We start from the raw sequence: 24,419 nt of genomic DNA on the forward strand, positions 1-24,419 counted from the left end.
CCTATGCCAACGGTTCTGTCCATCTTGGACATCTTGTTGAATATATTCAGACAGATATCTGGGTGCGTTTTCAAAAGATGCGAGGCCACGAATGTCATTATGTGTGCGCCGATGATGCCCATGGCACGCCAATTATGTTGCGCGCACAAAATGAGGGCATTACCCCTGAACAATTAATTGCCGATATCAGCAAGGAACACCAAGCGGATTTTGCCGAGTTTGCGATTGGTTTTGATAACTATCACAGTACCCACAGCGAAGAAAACCGCCAACTGGCCAGCCAGATTTATCTGGCAAATCGTGATGCCGGACATATCGAAAGCCGCACCATCAGTCAGGCCTATGACCCAGAAAAAGAAATGTTTCTGCCAGATCGCTTTATTCGTGGTGAATGTCCGAAATGCGGTGCTGCTGATCAATATGGTGATAACTGTGAAGCCTGCGGTGCCACATATGATCCAACCGAATTAAAAAACCCTGTATCAGCCGTTTCTGGCGCTACGCCCATCACTAAAGAATCTAAGCATTATTTCTTCAAACTGGGTAATTTTGAACCGATGCTGCGGGAATGGACTCAGGGTGATCATTTACAGGCTGAAGTCGGTCGTAAACTCGGTGAATGGTTTGACAGCGGTCTGCAGGATTGGGATATCTCGCGTGATGCACCCTACTTTGGTTTTGAAATTCCGGATGCACCGAACAAATTTTTCTATGTGTGGATGGATGCCCCGATTGGCTATTTAGCCAGCTTCAAAAACTACTGTGACCGCACCGGTGTGGATTTTAATGAATTTATGCGTGCCGACAGTCCCACTGAAATGGTGCACTTTATCGGTAAGGATATTATTTATTTCCATGCGCTGTTCTGGCCAGCCATGCTCAAAGGTGCCGGTTTCAGATTGCCGAATCGTGTTTACGCACATGGCTTTCTTACCGTTGATGGTAAAAAAATGTCCAAGTCACGCGGCACCTTTATCAAAGCCCGCACTTATCTGAATCATCTGAATCCGGAATATTTGCGTTATTATTTTGCTGCCAAGCTGAATAACACCATTGAAGATATCGATCTGAGTCTGGAAGATTTTCAGAGCCGTATTAACTCCGACCTGGTGGGTAAGGTAGTCAATATTGCCAGCCGCTGTGCTGGTTTTATCAATAAACGTTTTGACGGCAAGTTAAGTGATGCATTGGCTGATGAGGTTTTATTTAAAGCCTTTACCGATCAGGCAGAATCCATTGCCAAACGTTATGATAATCGCGAGTTTGCTCTGGCGATGCGTGAAATCATGGCGTTGGCGGACAAAGCCAACCAATATATTGATGAACGAAAACCCTGGGTATTGGCGAAAGAAGACGGTAAAGAAGCTGAAGTTCAGGCCGTGTGCAGCATGGGCATTAATCTGTTCAGAGTGCTGATAGCCTATCTTAAGCCGGTATTGCCTCGCACGGCTGAACAGGCTGAAGCTTTTCTAAAAATTGACGCATTACAGTGGACTGATATTGGTCAACCATTATTGGGTCATACCATTGATCCATTCAAACCGCTAATGACTCGTGTTGAACAGGATAAGATTGACGCCATCATCGAGGAATCCAAAGAAAATATGACTGCCACGGCGACACCCGTAAAAACAGCTGAAAACATTGATCCGATTGCCGATGAAATTCAGTTTGATGACTTTTCCAAAATTGATTTGCGTATTGCCAAAATCATTCATGCCGAACATGTTGAAGGTGCTGAAAAGCTGTTGAAACTGACGTTGGATATCGGACTGGCTGAAAAACAGGTATTTGCTGGGATTAAATCTGCTTATGCTCCTGAAGATCTGGTCGGTAAATTAACGGTGATGGTGGCAAATCTGGCACCACGCAAAATGCGGTTTGGATTGTCTGAAGGTATGGTTCTCGCCGCGGGTCCCGGAGGAAAGGATTTATTTATTCTTAATCCTGATGCAGGGGCTCAACCTGGTATGCGGGTCAAATAACGTTCGGGTTCATATTGAACACCACGGATTGATACTCATAAAAAAAGCCGGCTTATTAGCCGGCTTTTTAATATTACTGGAACTGATCTTACTGGTTCAGTTCTTTTTCCATACCAATTTCATACAACTCTAAATTGGCTTCTTCAATTTCACCTGTTACTGCATTTACGTCGACTTTATATTCGCGACCGTGTTCATTCACGATATCAAATTCATAAGTGACCGAACCTTCGTAACCGATTTCATATTCATTGGCGACAACTTCACCAGGAATAAAGTCTAAAGCCGTTTGACGCGCTTCTGATTCAGTGATTTTTGCGTATTTTTTGAACGTAGCGTCGTCAGCGGCGACTTCACGTTCAATTTCGGTAACAAAACCTTCTTCTGCATTACATTCGACGTTGTAGGTATTGCCATTAGCAGTAGCTTCAATATCGAACTCATAGATAGGATCATCACCTTCCATTTTCATTTCCAGCTTACGAACATTACCAGGAATGGTATCCAAAGCAGCGTCCATACATGTTTCCATTTTGACCAGTTTCCATTCACGGATATCGTCGAGGTCATAATTATCGTTATCAGCCAATGCCATTGAAGATAATGACATGGTGATTGCAGCAGTTAATAATTTAGCTGTGTGTTTCATTAGTATTGCTCCTTAAATTTAAAAACTTGGTTCCATTCTCTACCCGCAAGAGCAATGTTGCTTATCTTTTTGAGTTGATTAGATATCTACTAACCTGATTACTATTATATTGGGAATTTTTCCTGTGTACAAAAAAGCCCCGGAAAAAGGATTTGTCCGGGGCTTTAATTTGATTTTACTGCTGCACATTCACCTCAATGCGTTTAGGTTGCAGCTGTGGCATTTTAGGAATCGTCAACTCCAACACCCCATCCCGTGAAGCGGCATTGATGTTATCTACATCAGCCGTTTCAGGTAAAGTGAAACGCCGCATAAAACTGCCACTGAAGCGTTCAATACGTTTGTAATTATCTTTTTCTTCAACTTTTTTACTGTCACGCACACCTTTAATGGTCAGCAGACCATTTTCGGCTGTCACTTCAATATCTGCGGCTTTAACGCCGGGCAGATCGGCGTGAATAATGTAACTCTCTGCGTTTTCCTGAATATCCACTGCTGGTGTCCAATCCTCTTCACTAAAGTTGGTTTCAGTGGCGGGCGACTGGAATAGCGTCGACATTTCACGTTGCAGATTATCAAGCAGACTGTAAGGTCTGTATCGTTGAATAGCCATAAAAACACCTCCATAACAAGTTCATCATGAAGACGAATACTGTCTTCTGATCAGCAAGATAGGGATGTGTTAATAAAATTCAAGAGGTTTGAATTATTTTTACATTAACTATTAATTATCAGTTGGATAGCAGTTGATGCTAATGTTTGATAATACCTAATACAACGGCAATATTCGCTAGATCTGCCGTGGTGTTTACATTCAGTTTACTTTTAATCTGGGTGTTGTAGTTCGCAACAGTTTTGTAGCCCAAATGTAATTCGGCAGCGACTTCATGTGCCGTCATGCCTTTGGCCGTCAGACAAAACACATCAAACTCTCTTGGCGATAACAACTCCACCACCTGACCGTAATGCAATGTATCACTGGGATGTTTGAAATCGTCTATATTCGGCAAAATATCCTGTTCAATATAACGTTTGCCCTGAGATACCGCTAACACGGCTTCTGCCAGTACTTCTGCAGCACTGTTTTTAGTTACATAGCCTTTAGCACCGGCCTGAATGGCACGCTCGACATAGATCGATTCATCATGAATGCTGTAGACCAGTATAGTGGCCTGTGGATCCTGCTTTTTAAGACGACGGATGGTTTCCAATCCACCAATGCCGGGCATGGATAAATCCATTACCACCACATCAGGACGCTTGCGTTCATATTCATGACAGGCCACTTCCCCACGATCAACATCCACTATGTCGCCAATAAAAGGTTGAGAATCCAGTAACATTCTGAATCCGGCTCTAACCACCTGGTGATCATCTACCAGTAATACACTTATCTTTTTATCATTCATTCTCTGTTTTCTCTATGATTGGCATCCATACACTGACATTAACGCCTTTTCCTGCCTCAGACTCAAATCTGAAACGGCCTCCCATATTCTCAACCCGTTCCCGCATGGCCAACACCCCGAACCCATGTCCGGAAGACTCACCGCCTTGCCCGTTATCACGAATCCGCATAACTACACGTGGGGATGTATGCTCTCCCTCCTGTCGAATCAGTAATGTTACCTCAGTTGCATTGGCATGACGCACTACATTGGTGAGACATTCCTGTGCAATTCGATAAACATGTATCGCCAACTCATGTGAAATATCATCCAGCCGGTCATCATAATCCAGTTTTATCACCAGATCAGGATGCCTGCGACGCCACTCATTAACAAGATCGGCCAGCGTCGCCCCCAAGCCTAAATCAGCCAGACTTAATGGATGCAAGGTCCGCATCATAGAACGTACCACGCCGGCCAAATGGTTACATATTTCAGCGATGGAATCGGAAATTTTTGCCACATCCGTGCCCGGCTGGCGAATCGCGGTAGACATAGCTTTTATAGCCGTCAGCGATTGGCCCATTTCATCATGCAATTCGCGAGATAAATTACGTCTTTCAGATTCCTGAATCTGCATCGTATGGCGGGCTAACGCCTGATTATTCTCTTTGGCAACTTTCAAAGCGTCGGACAAGTGATTGATTTCTGTGGCAATGGCATCGAATTCACTGATTTTGAAAGGTGGAAGTTTACGACCATATTGACCAGACTCTACTCGCCGTAAGCCAACAACAATTGTCCGAACATTTTGCAACATGGAATTAAATACGAAATTAATCGCTAAAAATATTACGGCAATCATCGTCATTACTGACCAGAAATAAGACTCGGATTCCTCCCAGGCTTCAGCAATCTCATCCATTGGATCAGCTCGAACAATAATTTTTTTCACTCTGCCATCGGCAAGCTTTATGTCGTAGTTTGAAAATGGATAGGTGGTTTTAACAGCTCGTTGAAACCATTCCGGTGGTAGCTCTTCATCGACATTATCAGATACAAACCATTCTACTTCCTCATTATCTTCATTCAGAATACTTATATGCAGATGACGGGTGTGTTGAATCGCACTAATCTGCTGAAGCCACTCATATTCAGTCATGGAAGTTCGGGATAAATGACTAAATCCCAAATCAATCATTTGCAGGGCCAGATTGAAAGAAGAATTTACCTCTCGCTCAACCGAATGACGTGCTTGCCATATGGTTAACAAGCCTCCCACAATAATAATAATGATCACCGAAAATAAAATTCGGCTGTTAATCAGGCCTCTTAAGCTCATTTATATTCCATCTTGATCTGAATAAGTTTCAGCTACTGTTGGTGAAAGTTTAGGTGATATTACCAGACCCTTACTAATAACTAAGTCTTGGTTGATATGATTTGAAATCTGGTTGAATGTTTATTTACGTTCTTAAATTTGGCATCACTAATAGATGTGATTTTTCAAAAATCATAATTCAATCCAAGGCTTATGCCATAGCTTTCCCATTCGGCTTCATTAAACTTCAATTTAACGGTAGAGCCATTGGCAAAATATATCTTATCCTCGCCGTTTCGGTCTGCGATCCATTTTTGGTAATGCAAATCTAAAGTAAGCGCTAAACGGGGTGATAAATACCATGCCCCCGTAATCTCGGTTACAAACCCTCCTCCCTCAGCTTCATGTGTAAAACTTTCCGGTTGGGCAAAGTCACTTCGCAAATTCCATTGAGCGGTCGCATCATAAAAAGCATAGTGATATTTAAGATTTAATCCCAGTTCAAATGCATCCTGTTTGACAAACAGATTTTCTATGCCAATCCATGGGCCATACCATGTGGCATCATAACTGGAATCCAGTCCGGGAAAAGGTCCGACTGGCGGTATACGGGGATCATCTGAAAGCGTTTGATATCCATCTACAATTTTTAAATCTTGTGAATAATAATAGAAGCCTGCCATGGGGCGCCATTCAAAACGAGTACGGGAACGTTCATTAAATAACCATTCGTATCGTTTACCGAATCCCAATGATAGATCCATTACACTGCCTTCATCCGCCCCGTTATTGGATCGTGAGAATTCCTGTGTACGGTTATTTCCAAAGTAATCAGAATCCTGGTTCTTGCCGTCGTAAACTTCCCCATACAGAAAATCAAAATTTACCAACCAGTTTTCCTTGGTATATAACGTGGAGCCGAAATTGATTGTGGCAATCTCCAGATCTTTCCAAGTCAATTCTGACAGGATATTCGGCTGGCCTCCCAACCCGGCTTTATTCCAGCGAAATTCATCGCGCCGATAGCCGGTTTTAAGATAGATATCTGCTTTCTCGTATTGCAACCACGGTGTGTTTTTCTCAGCTATTTTTTTGGGGCTTTCATAAATATGCACCCGCAAACGTTCAGGCTCTACAGCCTTACCGACCACCTGATTTTCAGGCGGTAACTGCACAGGTACCTCTTCGTATACATGCATTTGCAGCTTGGGGGCAGCATTAAGATAATGTGTCGGCAAAGCCGATAAAGCAATACTCGAAAGCAAAACAACCGGCTTAACGCGCATTCGCGACAACCTCCTCAAATGGTAAGGCCGAAATCAGATACATATAAGTAGAGCTCTCGGGCTGACCCATCGCCGATAATCTGCTGTTTTCAACAGATGAAGCTAACCAGCGGCCTTTAATATTCTGATAATCAACCGGCAAGGTCTGTGATGAACGATTGACTACTGAGAGAGCCGTAACATGCATACCACCACGGTTCCAGCTGCCTACAGGTGTCGCACTAATACGATTGTCATTAAATAATGGCTGACTGCTTTGTGTATTGACGCGCACAGGGCTGTAATTTTTGTCCCTTAAACGTTCCACTTCTGGAATGCGCACGGTTTCAGCCGCATATTGACTCATCTCCATATAGACTTGATGCCGCTCTTTCACTATCGGATCAGGTGATTCAGCCTGAGCTGCAGGGGTTGTTACGATGTCATCCGAATTATCTCGATCAATAAATCTGTTAGGTGCCGGGGCGGGTGGCGGATAACCTGCGTTATGCGAACGATAATATGGATTATCTGCCTGACGAATTTTTTCACTTTCACCAGGTGCATTCATAATACGTGGCGTAATCAGCAATACCGTTTCGGTATCTTCTTCCGATTCAATAGTGGATCGAAATACCCTGCCAATTACAGGTATTTCACCGAGTAACGGTACCTTTCTTTCATTTTTGTTCACGCTGGTTCGAATCAAACCGCCAACCGCTACTGTCAGGCCATCTTTTGCCATAACTGTACCCGTCAAGCGTGCCGTATTGATAGTATCAACTGCTAAATTGGTCACTCCTCCTTGGCCATCAGTGACCGGAATAGTTCCACCACCAACATTCACCGTTGAACTCTCCTGTTCCAATTGTAAACTGACCGTACTATCAGAGTTAATTCTTGGCGTGATGCGTAAGGTAATACCAATATCTTCTCGATTGACCAATGCTTGAACATAAGCAGGTTGTATCACTACTCCGTTATCAATTACTGAAGCAAAAAATTGAAAGCCTTCGGTGACCAGAGTTTCTTCACCGATGAATAGCTCAGCCTCACGGTGATTTGACGCGACAACCATGGGGTTGGATAACACTCGAACTCGCCGGTTTTCTTCTAAAAACTCAAGATTTGCCCGTAAACGGTTATTCAGAAATTCGTAAATAAATGTGCCTGAATTCAGTAAGGCATTATTTCCCAACAGAATTGGCTGAGACGATTGATTACTGCCACTTGGCTGCAATTCAAAATTGAAGATCGAGTTGAAATCCTCGCCCAGAATAACACTGAGGATCTGCATTTCCAGCATAACCTGTGGCACTGGAATATCCATTTTTTTAATCAGCTTTTCTATCGATCCAAGCACCGCCTTATCATCAGTACGCACAATGATCATATTGTGTTCGTTATTCACCGTGACATAAATCGGTTGTGACTGAATCGTCACCTCTTTAAGTGTTTCCTGACTGATATTGTTTGATCCAGAGGCCTCAACGGAAGCCGCGAGTTGTGAAATCTGGTCCACTGTTAGAATCGTGCCATCCAGCTGCGAACCAGCGGGAGTCAATGTATTGCCAGCCCCGGCTCTCCCTCCAGATGAACGATTGGTTGAACGTCCTATTCCTCCACGATTGGAAGAGCGAACATTACGAACTGTACTGTTGCTACGACCGACACCACTCGACCCTGTTCTACCACCACTGCCAAATGCATCCTCACCAGGGGCCTGGCCCAGTGATAGAATCACCCGTCTTCCATAGAGATCTTCAATTGCCTGGGCAATGATCTGCACATTGGCATTTAACAAAGTGAATACTTCAATATGTTCACTTTCACGAACCACAAGATCCTGACTGTACTCCTCACGAGTCATAATACGGTAGGTGTTAGTATCTTCATCGTAGCGATACCATAAGTTACTGATTCGGCTGATAGATTTAACGGCGTCTAGCACACTGACATTTTTCAGGTGAATCGTCAGTTGACGGTCAGTGGCCTCCGGCGTAGCAATGATATTGGTATTTGTTAATTCGGATAAAGTCCGAACAACATCTGCTAGTTGGGTTTCGTTAAACTCCACTTCATCTATAAAATCTGCAGCACTTATCGAACTCACAGGCAAGAAAACCAGGCAGAATAACTGAATAAAAAAGAAAACTTGCTTTATAGTCATTTATTTCAACACCCGAATTTTGCCAATCGTGCCGGTTTCCACTGTCACACCTAAACGCGTAATACTGGTAATACGTATCGCCTCGGTAGGTCGTCGTGGATTGATATTGATCTCATCCCCCTCTCTGACCATATAAACGCCACGGCCAACGACTTCCAGTAAGGCCAGCATTTTTTCATTCTCATCAGATACAAAACCACGCAGGCGCATATCCGGAATATCCTCAGCAACTACCTCATTTGGGTTAAAGCCTCCCAGTCTGGAGTAATTGTTCAGTTCTGTGCCTCGAATCTGATACATTAGTTGACTCGGTGTAAACGGATCCCGCATAGGAGCGAGTTCATTCATTCCTGGTTCAAGGTTTTCTACTGCGATGACCATACTCGCCCACCCCCCTGAAACCATTAATACGTATAAACCAGTTCTTCGCAGCACGTGTTTAACTCCCGCCAGCTAACGCAAATAACGCCTGGAAAAAGGCGTAATAGACAAATCCCACCATGCCACCAATAACCAGAATCATTGTTGGTTCAATCAATGCTGTGAGTCGTTTGATTCCTGTTTCGAGCAACTTTTCGTAATAGGTGCCGAGTTCCTGCAGAATATTGTCAAGTGTGCCGGTGCGTTCACCCACTGCAATCATTTGCGTCACCAATGCCGGTAACATTGGGTGACGAATACTGGACGACAAATCATGACCCGCAAAAACCTTCGCGGCAGCTTGTTTGAGCTTGTCGGCATAAACACGGTTAGGCATCAAGTCAGCTGAAATTTTCAGTCCATCAAAAATACTGACGCCACTGCTCAGCAAAATCGACATAGCCCAATTCAGTTGGGCCATCGAACCATTGATCAGCAACTTACCCATAACCGGTACGCGTAATAAAAGCTGATCAATCCATAATCTCCCCTGTGGCGTTCGATAAAACAACCAGATCGCTATCAATGTAGCGATAGCCGCAATAATCAGTTGAATTCCGTTCTCCCGGATCCCAGCTGAAATATCTATCAATGCCTGTGTGGAAGCTGGTAATGCCTTGCCCTGCCCCTGCAAGAAAGTGGCAAACTTTGGGATGATGCTGACAACCATGAAAATCGCCACACCAATTGCAACCAAAACAACGATTACTGGATAAATTAATGCCGTAATCATTTGTTTTTTTAATGCAGAGCGTTTTTCAAGATGGCTGGCCAGTCGTTCCATAATCACATCAAGCTCACCGGTGTTTTCACCGGCCACCACCAGATTGATTATCATGTTGCTAAATACATCACGATGTTTTCTCATGGCAGCAGACAAAGCTTGTCCACCTTCGATATCTTTGAGCATTACTCTTATTGCCAGATTGAGGCGACTACTGGTGATTTGGCTGGCTGACAATTCAAGCGCCTGAGCAACCGGTAATCCGGCTCTGAGCATAAAGGCCATCTGCCGGAAATAAAAAATCAATGGATCAGGACCGACTGAACGTTGCGTCGCAAGCCAGTCCGCAAAATTTGCCTGTCCCAGAAAGCCGCCAGTTCCTCTACTCTCGCGAATATCCAGAACCCTTAAACCCTGTGCTCTTAAGTCCTGTACAGCCATACTTTCATTAGCCGCCTGCAATGAACCTTTCTGTTCATTGCCAGAGCTGCTGAGTGCGTTGTAGCTATACTGCGGCATCGTAAGTCACCTCAGATTGAGACAGATGTTTAACTACGGCCACTTTTTGTATTTCTTCCAGGGTGGTCATACCGCGCAGCACTTTTTCGCAGCCGTCCTGCCACATAAAACGCAGCTTGTCGCCGGCAGCCTGTTCCAGGGTTTCCTCATCAGCCCCTTTGGCTACCATTCTGGCGAGCTGTTCATCAAACCACAGGGTTTCAAACAAACCCAAACGTCCCCGAAAACCAGTGCCCTGACAGACTGCACAGCCCACAGGATCAAATATTTCTATTATTTCATCTTCATACCCCAAAGCCTGTCGCTCGGCTTCTGTTGCAGTTCGCTTGCTGGCACAATGACGACATAACCGTCTGACAAGCCGTTGAGCGATAACGGCGGTCATGGTGGAACCAATTAAAAACGGTTCACAACCAATATCGATCAAACGGGTAACCGCACTAACGGCGTTGTTGGTATGCAAAGTTGAAAAAACCAGATGTCCGGTCATCGCTGCTTTTACAGCTACATCGGCTGTTTCGGCATCACGAATCTCCCCGACCATCAACACATCCGGGTCATGCCGTAATAAGGAACGCAAGGCATCGGCAAAACTGATTTTAGGTCCGGTCTGAATTTGTGACACACCCTCAATCACATATTCAATCGGATTTTCCACCGTCATGATATTAATGTCCGGTTTATTGATTTCCTGCAGGGCAGCAAACAGGGTGGTTGATTTACCACTTCCTGTTGGACCGGTCAGTAAAATCATTCCGTAAGGATTTCGAATAGCTTGACTAAAACGTGCCAGATCCTGCTCCAGCATGCCTAGATCAGTCAGTGTCAGCCCGCCTGATTCCTGTCCGAGCAAACGCATGGTAATACGCTCACCCAGACGGGTGGGTGCGGTGGCAACACGAATATTGAAATCCAAATCAAAGGGGGCTACGAGATGATAGGTAAAACCACCATCCTGTGGTTGACGTTGTTCAGCAATATCCAGACCGGCCAATACTTTAATTCTGGAGACCAGTCCTGATGCAACTGACTGATCAGCCGCCAGAGGATAATCAGAAAGGCTGCCGTCTATCCGCAAACGAATCCGAAGCCCCTCTTCTTCAGTCAATAGATGTACATCTGACGCTCTGGTCAGATAGGCTTCTGTCAGTATAGTGTCCAGTAGTACTACCAAATCAGTTTCCAGAGGAGCTGTTGCATTCTCCTCTACTACAGCCATAGCACTGGTGGCCAGGTAATTATCTACCATCAGCTTAAGGCGTTTAGGCTCTGCCATGACGATGGGTAGTTCAGCACCAATTAACCGTGTTGCTGCGGCAATGCCTGCCATATCATCCGGATCTGCGGTGACCAGCATCAGGTTCTGGTCAATCTGTACCGGTAGAAAATGCTTGCGTTTGATGAGGCTTCCAGGCAGTTTTTTCAGTAATTTTCGATCAATAGTGGCAGTAGTCAGATCAATAAACGGAATCTGACGCGATTCTGCCACTGCCCGATGCAATGCCGATACAGGAATACGATAATGTGCAAGCACCTTACTCAGAATTGGCACACGCTCGCGCCGTGCTGAAACTCGCAAACGCTCAACGGTTTCTCCGTCAAGCAGCTCGGTTGCCACACCAGCCTGCATTAAGAGTTCGTCCGTTAGCGCCATAAAGCCTCATTTCTTACCGATAAAAGCGCCACTTCATCACCGTTATAAAAGGTCTCTGAGCAATTCATAAAGCCAGAATCACATCTATGGATAATGGTTGAGGCATCCCCCGTAATGGGGAAACAGGCAACTTGGTAATATTCATCCGCAATACCGACACCTGCCACGGCAGCCCATCCAGACCATGTAAAAAACGTCTTAACGATTCATAACTGCCTTCAAGCTGAAGCTTTTGTAATGGTCTTGCATACATCGATCCCGGTGACATCCGGGCTATCCAGCCTGCTGTCGCAGGTAAAATCACATCCTGGGTGGGTTGTGCTGTGGTTTTACGATTATTACCACGGGTTGTCTGGACGATTTGCGTGACAGGTGAGGCCTGAAAGGTCTCATTGGAACGAATGCGGATACCGGTTTCCAGCGCCAGAGATGAAATCATCACCCTTAATTGTTGCGAATCACGGCTTGCCAAGCGGCTTTCAATAGTGGCAGAGCTCTCCTGCAGCGCAGCGACTTCAGCCTCCTGATCATCAAGCTGATCCAGAATATCCTCAATCACTTCATCAGATTCTTCAGGGATTTCCAGCTCGGCGATACGAGATTGAGTCGCTAACACCTGCTTCTGTAATGACTCAATATTGGTCTTGGCTGGCTGATATCTTATTAATCCATACCCACCAACAACGATGACAATCACAATGGCAATTGCCAGGATCCTTTCCCGTTTATTCAACTCTCTCAATTTCATTAATTTCTCTCCGATTGAGAGATTTGCATTGTTCTGGCCTTGACCTTCACCAGGCTCAATCCAACCGCATAACCATCCAGCCCAAGGGGCCCAGAACGCTCAAGAATCTGTACATCCTTAACGATCAGATTCCAGGTGGTAGCTGAATCCTTTAATGCCTGAATAAATTCCTGAGCAGCGCTTTCTGAAAGTGACCAGGCATCAATATTGAAATTGTCCAGCTCAATGAAATCACTTTGAACTGGCTGGTTAGCTGCCATCATCGGCAGACGTTTACCCATTTCATCAATGCTATTGATAACAATATGATCGTTAAGTGCATTTTGCAGCGTGCCCAATACCGCCTGCAGCAGCATATTCCGCTCTGGCAGTTCTTCTCCAAAGAAGGTCATTCGAGCTTCCATTCGCTGCTGACTGGCCTGTTGTTCTTTGAGCAGACTTTTACGGGCATCAATTTGATCATTGATAGCGGTAATCCGCTTAACAGCTTCATCCAGTGTTTTAGCCCGTTCATCCAACTCCGTTTTTTGTTCAACAATCCGTGTTTCCTGAACATGCATCGTCACTTCCGACGCAACAATCAACAACAGAAGCAAGGCTGCCACGCCAGCAAACTGAACTTCCTGACGCTGAATAAGCGGTGGTTTTGCGCCACCAACTCTTATCGGAACACAGGCTGAGCCGCTATAAAGTCCTGTTACCTGTGATGCGGCTCCCAGCATGCCGGGAGTAACCCCAGTCGAAGCATCAATACCACTGAGAAATTCAACCGGTTTATCCAGAACATCACTCAGCTCCTGATAAAGTTGATTGGCTTTGTCGCTATGACAACTTAGCCAGATTTCTTCTACAGAATCAGTATTTGCCGCGTGATAAGCTTCAAGACAGGCTTCATAGGACTTTGTTGAAGCCATATGATGTGTCTGGAACTGATTAATCTGGCCTTTCAATAAGCCTGTTGTGGTAACGATTCCGGGGCCCGATTCAATCAATAACTGTTCATTATTGCCTGACTTCAATAACCCGCCGGAAGCACCGGTTAACGGGAATACCTGTAATAGTTTTATACCGTGATTTTTAAACGATTCTGACCAGCGGTTAATTACAGATTTATAGACACAACTGATTAACCAGTTGTAAATACCCGGTGCATCCTTAACGGCAGCCTGCGGCTGCCAGCCGCACTCAATATCTTCTTCATCAGATCGTAACCAGTTCTGACACTGAATAAATCCTGCCAGACTATCTTTATCAACATAGCCATGTTCCAGAGCAAGCTCACCAAATCGCTGGAAATTGCTCCGTTGTTGAGCACCAAGCCCCATCCCGGCGGGTTTATTAGCCTGTTGAATACCGCGAATATGATTAACCTGTTCAGGCGTCATCAAGCCCTGTTTGATCATCAGATAACCAATGCTCCACTGGTTTTGCTGTTGCAACAGCAAAGGTTCTGCCTCCCAGCGAATCAGCGCCTGCATCTGAGGCAGAGGTTTTGGTTTCTTGGGATTAATCGGTAATTCAATCAGGCTCGACATCGCTGCCGGGGTTAATAACACCGCCTGACCGCCTGACCAGCCATTTGTCCGGATGCTATTCACCACTTCGGTCAGCGCCAACCCAGGATCCAACAGATTGGATACGGCATGTTGATGTGTCACCAGTCGATTGCCCTCGCGACTGATGACCGCTGCTCTCAAGGTCAAACCATCACTCTCGCAGACCAAAATATGGCTGGGCCGGCCAAATGAAATATTTTTCAATGCAGAAAGCGTATTCATATTCATGGTGTTGGGATGATCCAGTCGAGTTGCAGGTTCAGGCTGTTTCTTGGAACGACAGTAAACGTTCTTACCGTGGATGAGTCTGGTTTGATATTCCCAGTTTCGGGAACAAGTCCGGTAGTTGGATCACAATCACCATCAAAGATTACATATTCATCAGTATCACCTGCTGGAACTTCGTAACAAACTACTGCGTATGTCCGTTGCCCCATAGAAATCTCTTTTGTATCAGGTAATACAAAAGACTTAGTGCGAGTCATTAACTCCGGCACCTCACTCTGGGCTAGTGTTAATGCCACGTTAATGCCATCCGTGACATCAATATAATCTGCAAATTCAAAGGAATAGAGTCTTAGTAAAAGCTGCAAATCACTTTCCGGCAGTGCTTTTACTGAAGATTGGTTCTGGAAGTTAACCGTGATGGTATTAGGCAGAGTCACTTTCCAATCATTGTTAACGATTAAGGATGGAATAGCCGAAATATCTCCTTTGGGAATATCATCTACAGGGTCAATTGCATCAAATCCAAGACTTTGCAGACTGGCTTTAACTGCACTTTTGGCCTCAGTAACGTTCAATGAATTGTCATTCTTATCAAACAACTGCCATTGCCAACCAAAGTTTTCTGTATCGTCATCGTTACCATATCCATCCCGGAATCGAACCTCTCCATTTCGATCCGTTAAGGTCTGGATATAAGGGCCTCTCCATCCGAAACCTATTCCAGTCGTTTGATTCATAAACCAGTAAGGTAACGGCAGGTCCGTAACATTAGAGGTATCACATGGTGAACGATATAAATCAGCAGCCACACCTGAAATCGGATTTTCTGTATTTAAATAGAAAAGTTCAGCAATGCAGGCTGGCAATCGTCCGGTATCTGCAGCAAAGCCACTAATTTCTGGTGCGCCATTAATCGTGCGTGTGGTATCACCGATAATTGCCTTGCGGATCAATTCCATACGACGTTTGGTTTCATCGTATTTGGCCTGATCCTCAACACCTTCAGTAAACAGCAAACCAGCTGATGCCAGTAAACCAATCAGGAATAAAACCAGCACCATTTCAAGCAGGGTGAATCCCTTTTGATATGATTTTGTTCGACTGAATGAATCAGGCAGGGTTGAAAGTGTTGGGTGAGACATAAAGGTGATCATCATTAATCTCGCTTAGCGCAATAAACACAACACTAAATCATCACCTTGGGCAATGCAGGGATCGGTGGTCAGGTAATTTGTGACATCGCTTTCGAAATCACCGTTTGGCCCTAAGCTAACGACTCGAGCCACATTGGCAGGTAGAATATAGGTGGCGTCATCCCAGTCGTCATCATTTGGAGTTAAGCAGGAATAGCTTCCGGTTACACCGTCGACATAATAATTGGTGCCATCTGCTCTGCATCGATAGGCCTGACTATAATCCAGCTCAGTGTCAAGTAACCGGTAGCCGTTGCCCCAGGCATCCGTCAGCCCCTCTTGACTGATGTAGGGTCCATTCCACCCCAGCTTGGTATCTGCATTCCAAAGTAAATCTTTATTTGTTTCTATGTCACCAAATGGAAAACGATTTAACATGCTTAAAGCATTATCTTCCTGCAAAATCTCCTCAGTATTTTCACACCAATTTGCATAATTTACCGATGTCCACCCTGTCGTATCCGGGAAGATGAGTTCGGTCATTTCGACTTCATCAGGCTGATATTTCCCAACGCGATATTCACGACAAGGTAATTCGCGATTATCACGTCGAAATTGCAATAATGCTTTACGTAATTCGGCTATTTCCTGTTTAGTGACATCAAGACGAGCCTGTTCATCCGTGCCATCAAAACTGACTAAAGCTGCCGCACTGAGGATTGCCAGCAACGCGATAACCGCCAGCAACTCAAGCAGGGTAAATCCTGCCATTTTGGTTGTTGGCTGTAAGAAACAGATTGAATGCTGCCAATTGTGTGCAGTATTGCCGGGCAGACGCATTTGTTTGCTCGGTTTCAGTTGTCGGTAAAACAATAAACACCTCATTTACTTGTTCCCGATGTATGGCAGACCATCAATTCAAATTGGATTTTTGATTTCCTGTTTATCAAAAACCAGTTGTTGTTCTGGCTGATACTCCTGTATCAGGTTTTTGTTGGGTTTTGTGCCTTAACTCAACCTACGATTCATACACAAACTATTTGTTTGTTGGGCTTCGTACCTCAGCCCAACCTACCAAACTCATTCTGTTAAAGAATGTAGTGCTTTAACGCAATGAACTTTTTTTGGTTTAAATAAACAAGGGGCAGGCATTACCTGCCCCAAGTTAAATTTCAAGTTTCTAATTAAAACTAGTCTTGAGTTGCTGCAGCGATATTGGCATCGATAGTGTTACCTTCGGTGTCAATGAAGCCCAGCAGACGTGGACGAGGTAGGAAGTTTTCTTCAACCAAAACACTGGTTCCATCGCCGAAGTCCGCAGAGGTATCAGCTTTTTCACCACTAGCCAAAAGGAATAAACCTACGTAACGAGCATAACTCTCAGCAGGATTTACTAATGCACTGCTATAGGTTGGGGCTTGAATAACACCCGCAGCAGAATCAACCGTTGATTGCGCAGCATCACCACCAAAACCTAATGCTAATACCAGGTTACAACGTTGTGTGCTGAGTGCATCGTTAATTGAATTGATTACTAATGGATTAGCTACACCAGCAGTACCAGAACCGGTACCATCATCCCATGTTGCATTTATTAAGTTACCTGCAACACCAACAGAGCATGCCATTGGATCACCATTTCTTGCTTCAGCTTGTGAAGCTAAGATCGAGATGTAATCAGGTTCATCAGCGGCACCACCACCAAAATCGCCATATTCGGTTTCGATAGCACCGTTTGTACCATCTGGAGGGTTAGTCCCTTCATTGTGTAACCGATTAGGTTCGACCGATCCATTCAAACCTACACCAGTACCAAAAACATGTTGGACTTCATCCATTCCAAATTTTTCCTCGAAGTATTCTTCGAGATTGTTAAAGTCACCACCAACATCAGATGCTGCCGTAGCAAGGTTTAAACTACCTAAAATTTCTTGAAGATTTAATGGAACAGGAGAATTCTCGCCAATACCTACCATTGGTTGGCCTGCAGTTTTAGGGTTAGCAAGGTTGTCCCATTGGTTAGGATAGGCTTGAGTTACAGCTTTATAAGCACGAACGCCTTGATCCAATATGGCAGTTGTATTAGCCGCTTTAGATGATTGAGCTTTTTCACCAGCACCGTCATACGCAACCAAAGCACCTGTTGCTAAAATAGCCAGCAGGGTGATAACAACCAGTAATTCCAGCAGCGTAAAACCTTTTTGTTTTGCTTGCAGTTTTTGAGCTTTTGCACGCATAAACGGGTCTTGTACACCAGAGAAATCAGCGTTACGGAAACGGCTGACCATAGATTTCATTTGTTTAATGTTCATTTATAACTCTCTCTGTTGAATGCCGCAGCTGCCCCGAACAGCCTGTTGGTCATCTGGATTTAATTTTTTTGTTTGTGATGTGCCCCACACACATTCAACATTCGCCGACGGATTGAGTCTTTTTGCTTTGTTATGAGCAGGCTTTTTACGCATTTTGTTCAGAACTGGGAGATTCATAACACCGACGTTTAATTTGATACCGCATGATGTTTGGAGGTATGGACCTCGGCTACATCCGGCATGTCGACAACAAAACGGTACTGCTTACCACAATGCAAAATCACCTCTTTCTGACGGCGTTTGAGGATTTTGACCTCAATCCGAATATCACCAAAACCATCATGTGCCAATACATCATCGACCAGTTCCATCAATTTGAATTTAAGTGGTTTGACGGTGGTGTCAGTTGTGCTTGTCATATCTCACGGCTCTGATTTGTTTCGGTGAGTGGATAGTAGTGAAATGGGAATTTATTCCCTATAGGAGATTTTCCTTATTTTACTTAGGAATTAATGCCTTACTGAAAAATCGGCGCTAAGATGCTGTTTTTAAATGTGATGTACATCACATTTTTATACGCTACCTAGTTAAATAAAAAGTTCCTGGAAGGCTTGCTAATAGGAAATATTTCCTGTTTTGCGTATATCTTCATACAAAATAACTCCGGAGTCAGGGTGTATTATGAATAGGAATATAAGAAAAGTTGCCAAATGAGATTACCCATTCGGCAACTTTAAAGTTCCTTATTATTGCAGAGGAAAAGTAGAATCCTGATAGTCTTGCAGTTGCTGTATCAAAGGAAATAATTGCTTATGCCCTCCGACCAGTAGGCCTCTGGTTGCTATTTTCCAGTATTTATCCATGTATTTGGGATAGTGGCGCATAGCCAGATCAAGCTGATGAGCAGCGGCTTCTGGCTGATCCGATAAAGCAAGCAAAGTCACCTGGTTATAGACTTCTTCTTCACCGGGAAGATATCTCATTAACTGGGTATTCATCGCCAGTTTGTCAGTTAAAACCTCTTCTGCATCAGGAAGCGCCCTAATAATCACTAAATCCAGATATGGCGCAAACAACGATTTATCACGGGTTTCGGCCATTTCATAAAGTAAGGGAACCGCCTGCTCGTCCGAGAACAGGCCCATTTTCCCTTTGGTGTACCAATTCTCTACTTTGCTGTATTGCATAAAGATATTGCTCAGCATAAATAGGCTAAACACTAGCATTGCAGCAGAAAGCAGAACGCCCAGATTTAATTTTAGTGCAATGCCCTTCTCAGAACTGATGCCAATGACGACAGCTGCAATCCCCAGAAAATAGGCATACCACAATGGGTATTCAAGCAAGCTGTGAATGGCAAACACTGCCAGGATCGCATATACCCACCAGCGCTCAGCAGAAATAGTCACACCACGTTGTTGCCAGAACCACAACACGATGCCGGATAATAGAATCAAACCACCGAAAATGCCTGTTTCGGCCAATAAATGTAGCAGCATATTGTGTGCATGATCGGCATAGCCTTCTAACCCTGGATAATTTTCGGTCATTGCAAAATTATGCCAACCGAACTGTCCCCAACCTATACCCCATATTGGATTATTGGTGAACATTTCCCAGGCCTGCTGGATCAATAACAAGCGTATCGATTGTCCACCCATGCTCTCTGCCACCCGCTCGGCTGGCATGGCCGGTATATCAGCACTGAACAATGGCAATAACAATTGCACCAGAATAAACAAAGGAATTAACCACAGTAACCGACTTGATATGAAATGCATTTGCCATTGAGTCGATTTTCTGGCGATTAACCAACCACCGATGGACAGTAAAACCACATACAACCAGCACATTCGCTGACCGGTTAATGCCAGAATCATCAGAAAGATGATTGTGGTGATAACCAATGCCAATAAATTTATCCGTTGTGCTAGATAGAGATATAAAAGTGAGCCTAATGCAAGTGCCATGTATGTTGCCAGATGATTGACCTGCCCTAGATTGGCTGCAAAACCACCTGACTTATGTCGCAAAATAAAATGTGATTCATCCCAGCCGATGTATTGAAGCGAGACGATAAATGCAGAGATAAGCCCGCCTGTCACCAAAGCCCAGGCTATTATGGGAACCAGTTTTTCCAGTGTTATCAGGCGTTTTAGTTGTGCGCCCAGAACAATCAATATGGCCGCCCAGAGCAGATATAAGCTGACCAGAAAGGTTTGTTGCCAATAGCTGAATAACCCAAGCTGATATTGAATGAGCACAATCCCCCATAACCCGACCGGCATCAATGCAAACCAGGGAATATGCATTTCATCCCAGGACTGTTTACGCAACAGAAAAATCATGGCCATTGCGCTTAGAGCCATCGCTGTCCATTGATTATAAAACGTCGTCAGAGGTATTCGATGATGTGGGATCACAAAAGGTAAAACACAGAATAAAGCCAGCAAACCGCAGGCAATAATAGTAACTCTGCTTGTGTTAATTGGTGGGGTAGCAGCAATGTCACTCACGTTAAATTCTCCTGATAGCGTCATTCAGACAGTAAAACTATTGCTTACTGAAAAGTGCGCACATAATAGGAGAATTACTTCCCGTAAAGCATTAGGAAAAAATCCCTATTTATTTTGGGAGAAATTTTTAAACGAAAATACCAGGCTGGGAAGACAAAAGAAAATTTATAAAAACAGGGGGATGAATGTAATTTTTTAGACCAGTATGAAAGATTGGGCTCTGCCGAAATAAAAAGGAATTCCTCCTATATGCGGTGACGTCTTAGATGACTATGATTAACTCCGACAGCTTGCTAATGAGATTCTCTCGGGGCTTAGCCCTGAAATAGTTGCTTACTGTAGCCTTAAAGTTAGTTACCTCTGCAGATTGGTCATGCGATCTGAGTTACCGTGGATAAACCTATCCACGGTTTTTTTTTGCCTGATGTCTGTAACCGGCAGAGTTTGTCAGACAGAACAAGACAAACTTAAAACATACCCAGTTGCAATTGAGCGGCTTCACTCATTTGGTCTCGGGTCCAGGGTGGATCCCATACCAGTTCAACATGCACTTTGTTTATACCGTCAATGCTGCTGATCTTGTTTTCTACATCACCCGGAAAGGTCTGTGCCACTGGGCATCCCGGTGCGGTCAATGTCATTTGGATAACCACATTTCCCGATTCACTCACATCGATCTCATAGATCAATCCAAGTTCATAGATATTGACCGGGATCTCGGGATCGAAGATGGTTTTGAGCATCTCAATTACATCTTCTTTTAAATCTTCTGCGGTAAAAGGTTGTACCTGATTGTCGTTCATAAGTTACTCAGTACTAATCGAAATATCATGATCGCTGTCTATCGCTGCATGCACGGTATGCCACGATAAAGTCGCGCATTTTACCCGTGCCGGAAACTCTTTAACACCACTCAGCACTTCCAGTTTTCCCAGCAGGTTTCTGTCAGTTTCTTCGCCAGTCATTGATTTATGGACCTGCTCATAAATGGCCTGAGCTTCTTCAATGGTTTTGCCTTTCAAAGCTTCTGTCATTAATGATGCTGAAGCCATGGATATGGCGCAGCCACTGCCTTTGAAACTGACATCTTCAATCTTATCGCCATCAAGCTTGAGATAAACCACCAGCTTATCGCCACATAACGGATTATTGCCATGCGCAAGATGATTGGCTTTCTCAATCTCACGAAAATTACGTGGCCGTTTGTTGTGATCCATGATCACTTGCTGGTATAGCTCTCTTAAATCACTCATCAGGCAAAAAGCTCCTGTGTTTTTTGTATGGCGTTAATCAATGCGTCAACCTCTTCTTCAGAGTTATAAAAGGCAAATGAAGCGCGGGCTGTGGCCGGAATATCGTAAAATTCCATCACCGGCTGAGCACAGTGGTGACCGGTACGAATAGCCACACCTTGCTGATCAAAAATAGTGCCGACATCATGTGGATGCACGCCTTCGATCATGAAAGAAATGACTGCAGCTTTCTCGGGGGCGGTGCCGATAATGTTGACGCCTGTTAAGGCTTCGATTTTACGTGTTGCTATCTCCAGCAAGTGATGTTCCTGGGCGGCGATATTTTCGATGCCCACCTGCCACATATAATCAATTGCTGCGCCCAGACCGATAACTCCGGAGATATTTGGTGTCCCAGCTTCGAATTTGGCAGGCAACTCGTTATAAATAGTTTTTTCAAAACTCACCGAAAGGATCATATCGCCACCACCTTGATAGGGTGGCATGGCGTTTAGCAGATCTTCACGTCCATACAACGCACCAATACCAGTGGGTGCAAACATCTTATGGCCGGAGAACACATAAAAATCACAGTCCAGATCCTGAACATCAACTGTCATATGCGGCACAGCCTGCGCACCATCAATTAATACCGGGATATTTTTCGCATGGGCTTTTTCAGTCATGGTTTTAACTGGATTGATGGTGCCCAATGCATTGGAGACCTGACCGATAGCCAGAATCTTAGTGCGTTCAGTCAGCATGTCATCAAAATGGGTTAAATCCAATTCACCTGTCTGGGTCATCGGAATAACTTTCAGTTTGGCACCGGTCTGTTCACATAATATCTGCCACGGCACAATATTGGCGTGATGTTCCAGATGACTGATCAGGATTTCATCATTTGCCTGCAGCTTTGGTCTGACAAAGCTTTGCGCTACCAGATTAATCGCTTCAGTCGCACCACGGGTAAAGATGATTTCTTTATCCGAATTGGCATTTACAAACTGGCGAACTTTACTACGTGCAGCCTCGTATAAATCAGTAGCACGTTGACTTAACTTATGTACGCCACGGTGAATATTAGCATTATCGTGCAGATAGTATTGACTGACTGCATCAATGACCTGACGTGGTTTCTGGCTGGTGGCCGCATTATCCAGATATACCAATGGATAGCCATTAATCTCCTGATGCAGGATCGGAAAATCTGCACGGATGGTATTAATGTTCAGATTACTCATGCACACCACCTTTAGGTAAACGTTTTTCAATTACCTGGGTAATAGATTGTTTGAGTTCCTGATTGGTAATGCGTTCAATCACGTCCACCGCAAAAGCAAAGGTCAGCAAGCTACGAGCACTGACTTCATCGAGACCACGGCTACGCAGGAAAAACAATTGATCTTCATTGATTTGACCTACTGCACTGCCATGTCCACATTTAACATCGTCAGCATAGATTTCCATTTCAGGCTTGGTATCAATTTCACAACCACGAGATAACAGTAAATTGCGGTTGCTTTGATTGGCATCGGTTTTCTGGGCATCTTTATGCACAATTACTTTGCCGTTAAACACCGCATGGCTTTGTTCATCCAATACGCCTTTGTAGACTTCTTCACTGGTCGTATTGGGCACGCTATGATCAATACGGGTGTGATTATCAACATGCTGTTCACCGGTCACCAGGTACAGACCGTTCATCGTCACATGGGATTGTTCTCCCAGTAATTGGCTGTGCACATCGTTTCTGGCGAGTTTTGCACCGAGAGAAATACTGGTGTTATGCCATTTACTGTCAGTGGCCTGCGAAGCAGCCATGGTGGCGACATGATAATGATCCAAAGATTCACGCTGTAGTTTGAAATGAAATAATTCTGCATTTTCAGCCAAACTTATTTCAGTCACTACGTCAGTCAAACCATTGGCTTTGTCATTGCCAGCATAGGTTTCAATAAAGGTTGCCTGACTGCCTTTTCCCAGCACAATGACATGACGCAGATGCATTGCGTAATGTTGCGTATGGCCACTATTTACCACGATTAATTCAATCGGTTTATCAATCCTGGTATTTTCGGCTACCTCTATGAAAACACCTTCATTCATCAACATGGTGTTCATCGCATTAAAGCCTGGCTTTTCCATGCTGATTTGTTGATTGAGAAATTCGCTGGCGCGGTCAATTGATTGAGATAACGGCGTTACAGTAAGCCCCTCTGGCAGCCTGTCGATAGATGATGCAGTCAAATCCACACGACCATCGACAATCACCAGACGATAGGCATCTTCCACCAGTTTCAGCTCATGAATATCCGCATATCCTGGTTGAGATACCTGATGAACAAACTGTTCCTGACCAAATTGCCACAGGCTGGTGTATTTCCAGTCTTCTTCTTTTCTACCGGGTAAGCCCATTCGTGCAAACTGATGCTGAGCCTGTTCACGCAGGGTTTTCCAACGTGCGTTGTCAGCCACCATGATGTCACGGCTGTTAGCAACAGCAGAAAAATCGGTATGAATGTCTGTTAATACTTTCATGCAGGCTGCCCTTCCGGCTCTGGTGCATCATGCACCCAGCTATAGCCGGATTTTTCCA

Annotated in this window: 21 protein-coding genes; 1 reads left to right on the forward strand and 20 read right to left on the reverse strand. The window is 44.4% G+C overall.

Going from position 1 to position 24,419, the window contains the following annotated elements; all coding sequences use genetic code 11:
- The coding region (gene metG, locus B3M51_RS06235) for a methionine--tRNA ligase (protein WP_292757629.1) at positions 1–1,985 on the forward strand (1,985 nt) is incomplete at its 5' end.
- An 88-nt stretch (positions 1,986–2,073) separates the two neighbouring features.
- On the opposite strand, the gene B3M51_RS06240 is transcribed toward metG, so the two are convergent.
- From B3M51_RS06240 to sufD, 20 genes are all read right to left on the reverse strand, one after another.
- On the reverse strand, positions 2,074–2,634 hold the full coding sequence (locus tag B3M51_RS06240; protein ID WP_292757631.1) for a PepSY domain-containing protein: 561 nt from the start codon (positions 2,632–2,634) through the stop codon (positions 2,074–2,076).
- A gap of 175 nt (positions 2,635–2,809) precedes the next feature.
- A complete protein-coding gene (locus B3M51_RS06245) occupies positions 2,810–3,247 on the reverse strand; it encodes an Hsp20/alpha crystallin family protein (RefSeq protein ID WP_292480566.1) in 438 nt (145 codons plus the stop codon).
- Positions 3,248–3,386: 139 nt separating this feature from the next.
- Positions 3,387–4,043: a response regulator gene (locus B3M51_RS06250; RefSeq protein WP_292480568.1), complete on the reverse strand. Its 657-nt coding sequence runs from the start codon at positions 4,041–4,043 to the stop codon at positions 3,387–3,389.
- Positions 4,036–5,364 carry a histidine kinase gene (locus B3M51_RS06255; protein ID WP_292757633.1) on the reverse strand — a complete coding sequence of 443 codons (1,329 nt, stop codon included), beginning with the start codon at positions 5,362–5,364 and terminating at the stop codon, positions 4,036–4,038. The genes B3M51_RS06250 and B3M51_RS06255 overlap by 8 nt, the downstream gene beginning before the upstream one ends.
- A gap of 164 nt (positions 5,365–5,528) precedes the next feature.
- Positions 5,529–6,629 carry a TonB-dependent receptor gene (locus B3M51_RS06260; protein ID WP_292757635.1) on the reverse strand — a complete coding sequence of 367 codons (1,101 nt, stop codon included), beginning with the start codon at positions 6,627–6,629 and terminating at the stop codon, positions 5,529–5,531.
- Positions 6,619–8,778 carry a DUF3438 family protein gene (locus B3M51_RS06265; protein ID WP_292757637.1) on the reverse strand — a complete coding sequence of 720 codons (2,160 nt, stop codon included), beginning with the start codon at positions 8,776–8,778 and terminating at the stop codon, positions 6,619–6,621. The genes B3M51_RS06260 and B3M51_RS06265 overlap by 11 nt, the downstream gene beginning before the upstream one ends.
- A complete protein-coding gene (locus B3M51_RS06270; RefSeq protein ID WP_292757639.1) occupies positions 8,779–9,213 on the reverse strand; it encodes a hypothetical protein in 435 nt (144 codons plus the stop codon).
- A gap of 4 nt (positions 9,214–9,217) precedes the next feature.
- Positions 9,218–10,441 (reverse strand): type II secretion system F family protein, encoded by a 1,224-nt coding sequence (locus tag B3M51_RS06275; RefSeq protein ID WP_292757641.1) that lies wholly within the window; start codon positions 10,439–10,441, stop codon positions 9,218–9,220.
- Positions 10,428–12,095 (reverse strand): GspE/PulE family protein, encoded by a 1,668-nt coding sequence (locus tag B3M51_RS06280; RefSeq protein WP_292757643.1) that lies wholly within the window; start codon positions 12,093–12,095, stop codon positions 10,428–10,430. The genes B3M51_RS06275 and B3M51_RS06280 overlap by 14 nt, the downstream gene beginning before the upstream one ends.
- A gap of 64 nt (positions 12,096–12,159) precedes the next feature.
- Positions 12,160–12,843 carry a hypothetical protein gene (locus B3M51_RS06285; protein ID WP_292757645.1) on the reverse strand — a complete coding sequence of 228 codons (684 nt, stop codon included), beginning with the start codon at positions 12,841–12,843 and terminating at the stop codon, positions 12,160–12,162.
- The gene (locus B3M51_RS06290; protein WP_292757647.1) at positions 12,843–14,627 is read right to left on the reverse strand and encodes a hypothetical protein; all 1,785 of its coding nucleotides are present in this window, start codon (positions 14,625–14,627) and stop codon (positions 12,843–12,845) included. Before B3M51_RS06290 ends, B3M51_RS06285 begins: the two co-directional genes overlap by 1 nt.
- Positions 14,624–15,784 carry a type II secretion system protein gene (locus tag B3M51_RS06295; RefSeq protein ID WP_292757649.1) on the reverse strand — a complete coding sequence of 387 codons (1,161 nt, stop codon included), beginning with the start codon at positions 15,782–15,784 and terminating at the stop codon, positions 14,624–14,626. Before B3M51_RS06295 ends, B3M51_RS06290 begins: the two co-directional genes overlap by 4 nt.
- Positions 15,785–15,793: 9 nt before the next feature.
- Positions 15,794–16,645, reverse strand: coding sequence for a prepilin-type N-terminal cleavage/methylation domain-containing protein (locus tag B3M51_RS06300; protein WP_292757651.1), 852 nt, complete (start codon positions 16,643–16,645; stop codon positions 15,794–15,796).
- Between the two features lie 305 nt (positions 16,646–16,950).
- Complete coding sequence (locus B3M51_RS06305; RefSeq protein WP_292757653.1) at positions 16,951–18,072, reverse strand: type II secretion system protein; 1,122 nt, start codon at positions 18,070–18,072, stop codon at positions 16,951–16,953.
- A gap of 188 nt (positions 18,073–18,260) precedes the next feature.
- Complete coding sequence (locus B3M51_RS06310) at positions 18,261–18,491, reverse strand: hypothetical protein (protein ID WP_292757655.1); 231 nt, start codon at positions 18,489–18,491, stop codon at positions 18,261–18,263.
- Positions 18,492–18,818: 327 nt separating this feature from the next.
- Complete coding sequence (locus B3M51_RS06315; RefSeq protein WP_292757657.1) at positions 18,819–20,588, reverse strand: PglL family O-oligosaccharyltransferase; 1,770 nt, start codon at positions 20,586–20,588, stop codon at positions 18,819–18,821.
- Positions 20,589–21,055: 467 nt separating this feature from the next.
- Positions 21,056–21,391, reverse strand: a complete 336-nt coding sequence (locus B3M51_RS06320) for an SUF system Fe-S cluster assembly protein (protein WP_104934635.1) — start codon at positions 21,389–21,391, stop codon at positions 21,056–21,058.
- Between the two features lie 3 nt (positions 21,392–21,394).
- Positions 21,395–21,841, reverse strand: coding sequence for a Fe-S cluster assembly sulfur transfer protein SufU (gene sufU / locus B3M51_RS06325; protein WP_292757658.1), 447 nt, complete (start codon positions 21,839–21,841; stop codon positions 21,395–21,397).
- Positions 21,841–23,064: a cysteine desulfurase gene (locus B3M51_RS06330; protein ID WP_292480598.1), complete on the reverse strand. Its 1,224-nt coding sequence runs from the start codon at positions 23,062–23,064 to the stop codon at positions 21,841–21,843. The genes sufU and B3M51_RS06330 overlap by 1 nt, the downstream gene beginning before the upstream one ends.
- Entirely contained in the window at positions 23,057–24,361 is a 1,305-nt protein-coding gene (gene sufD, locus B3M51_RS06335; protein WP_292757660.1) for a Fe-S cluster assembly protein SufD, read from the reverse strand. Before sufD ends, B3M51_RS06330 begins: the two co-directional genes overlap by 8 nt.
- Between the last annotated feature and the right edge of the window lie 58 nt (positions 24,362–24,419).

Origin of the sequence: Methylophaga sp. UBA2689 (assembly GCA_002354555.1) — a bacterium.
Lineage (GTDB): Bacteria > Pseudomonadota > Gammaproteobacteria > Nitrosococcales > Methylophagaceae > Methylophaga.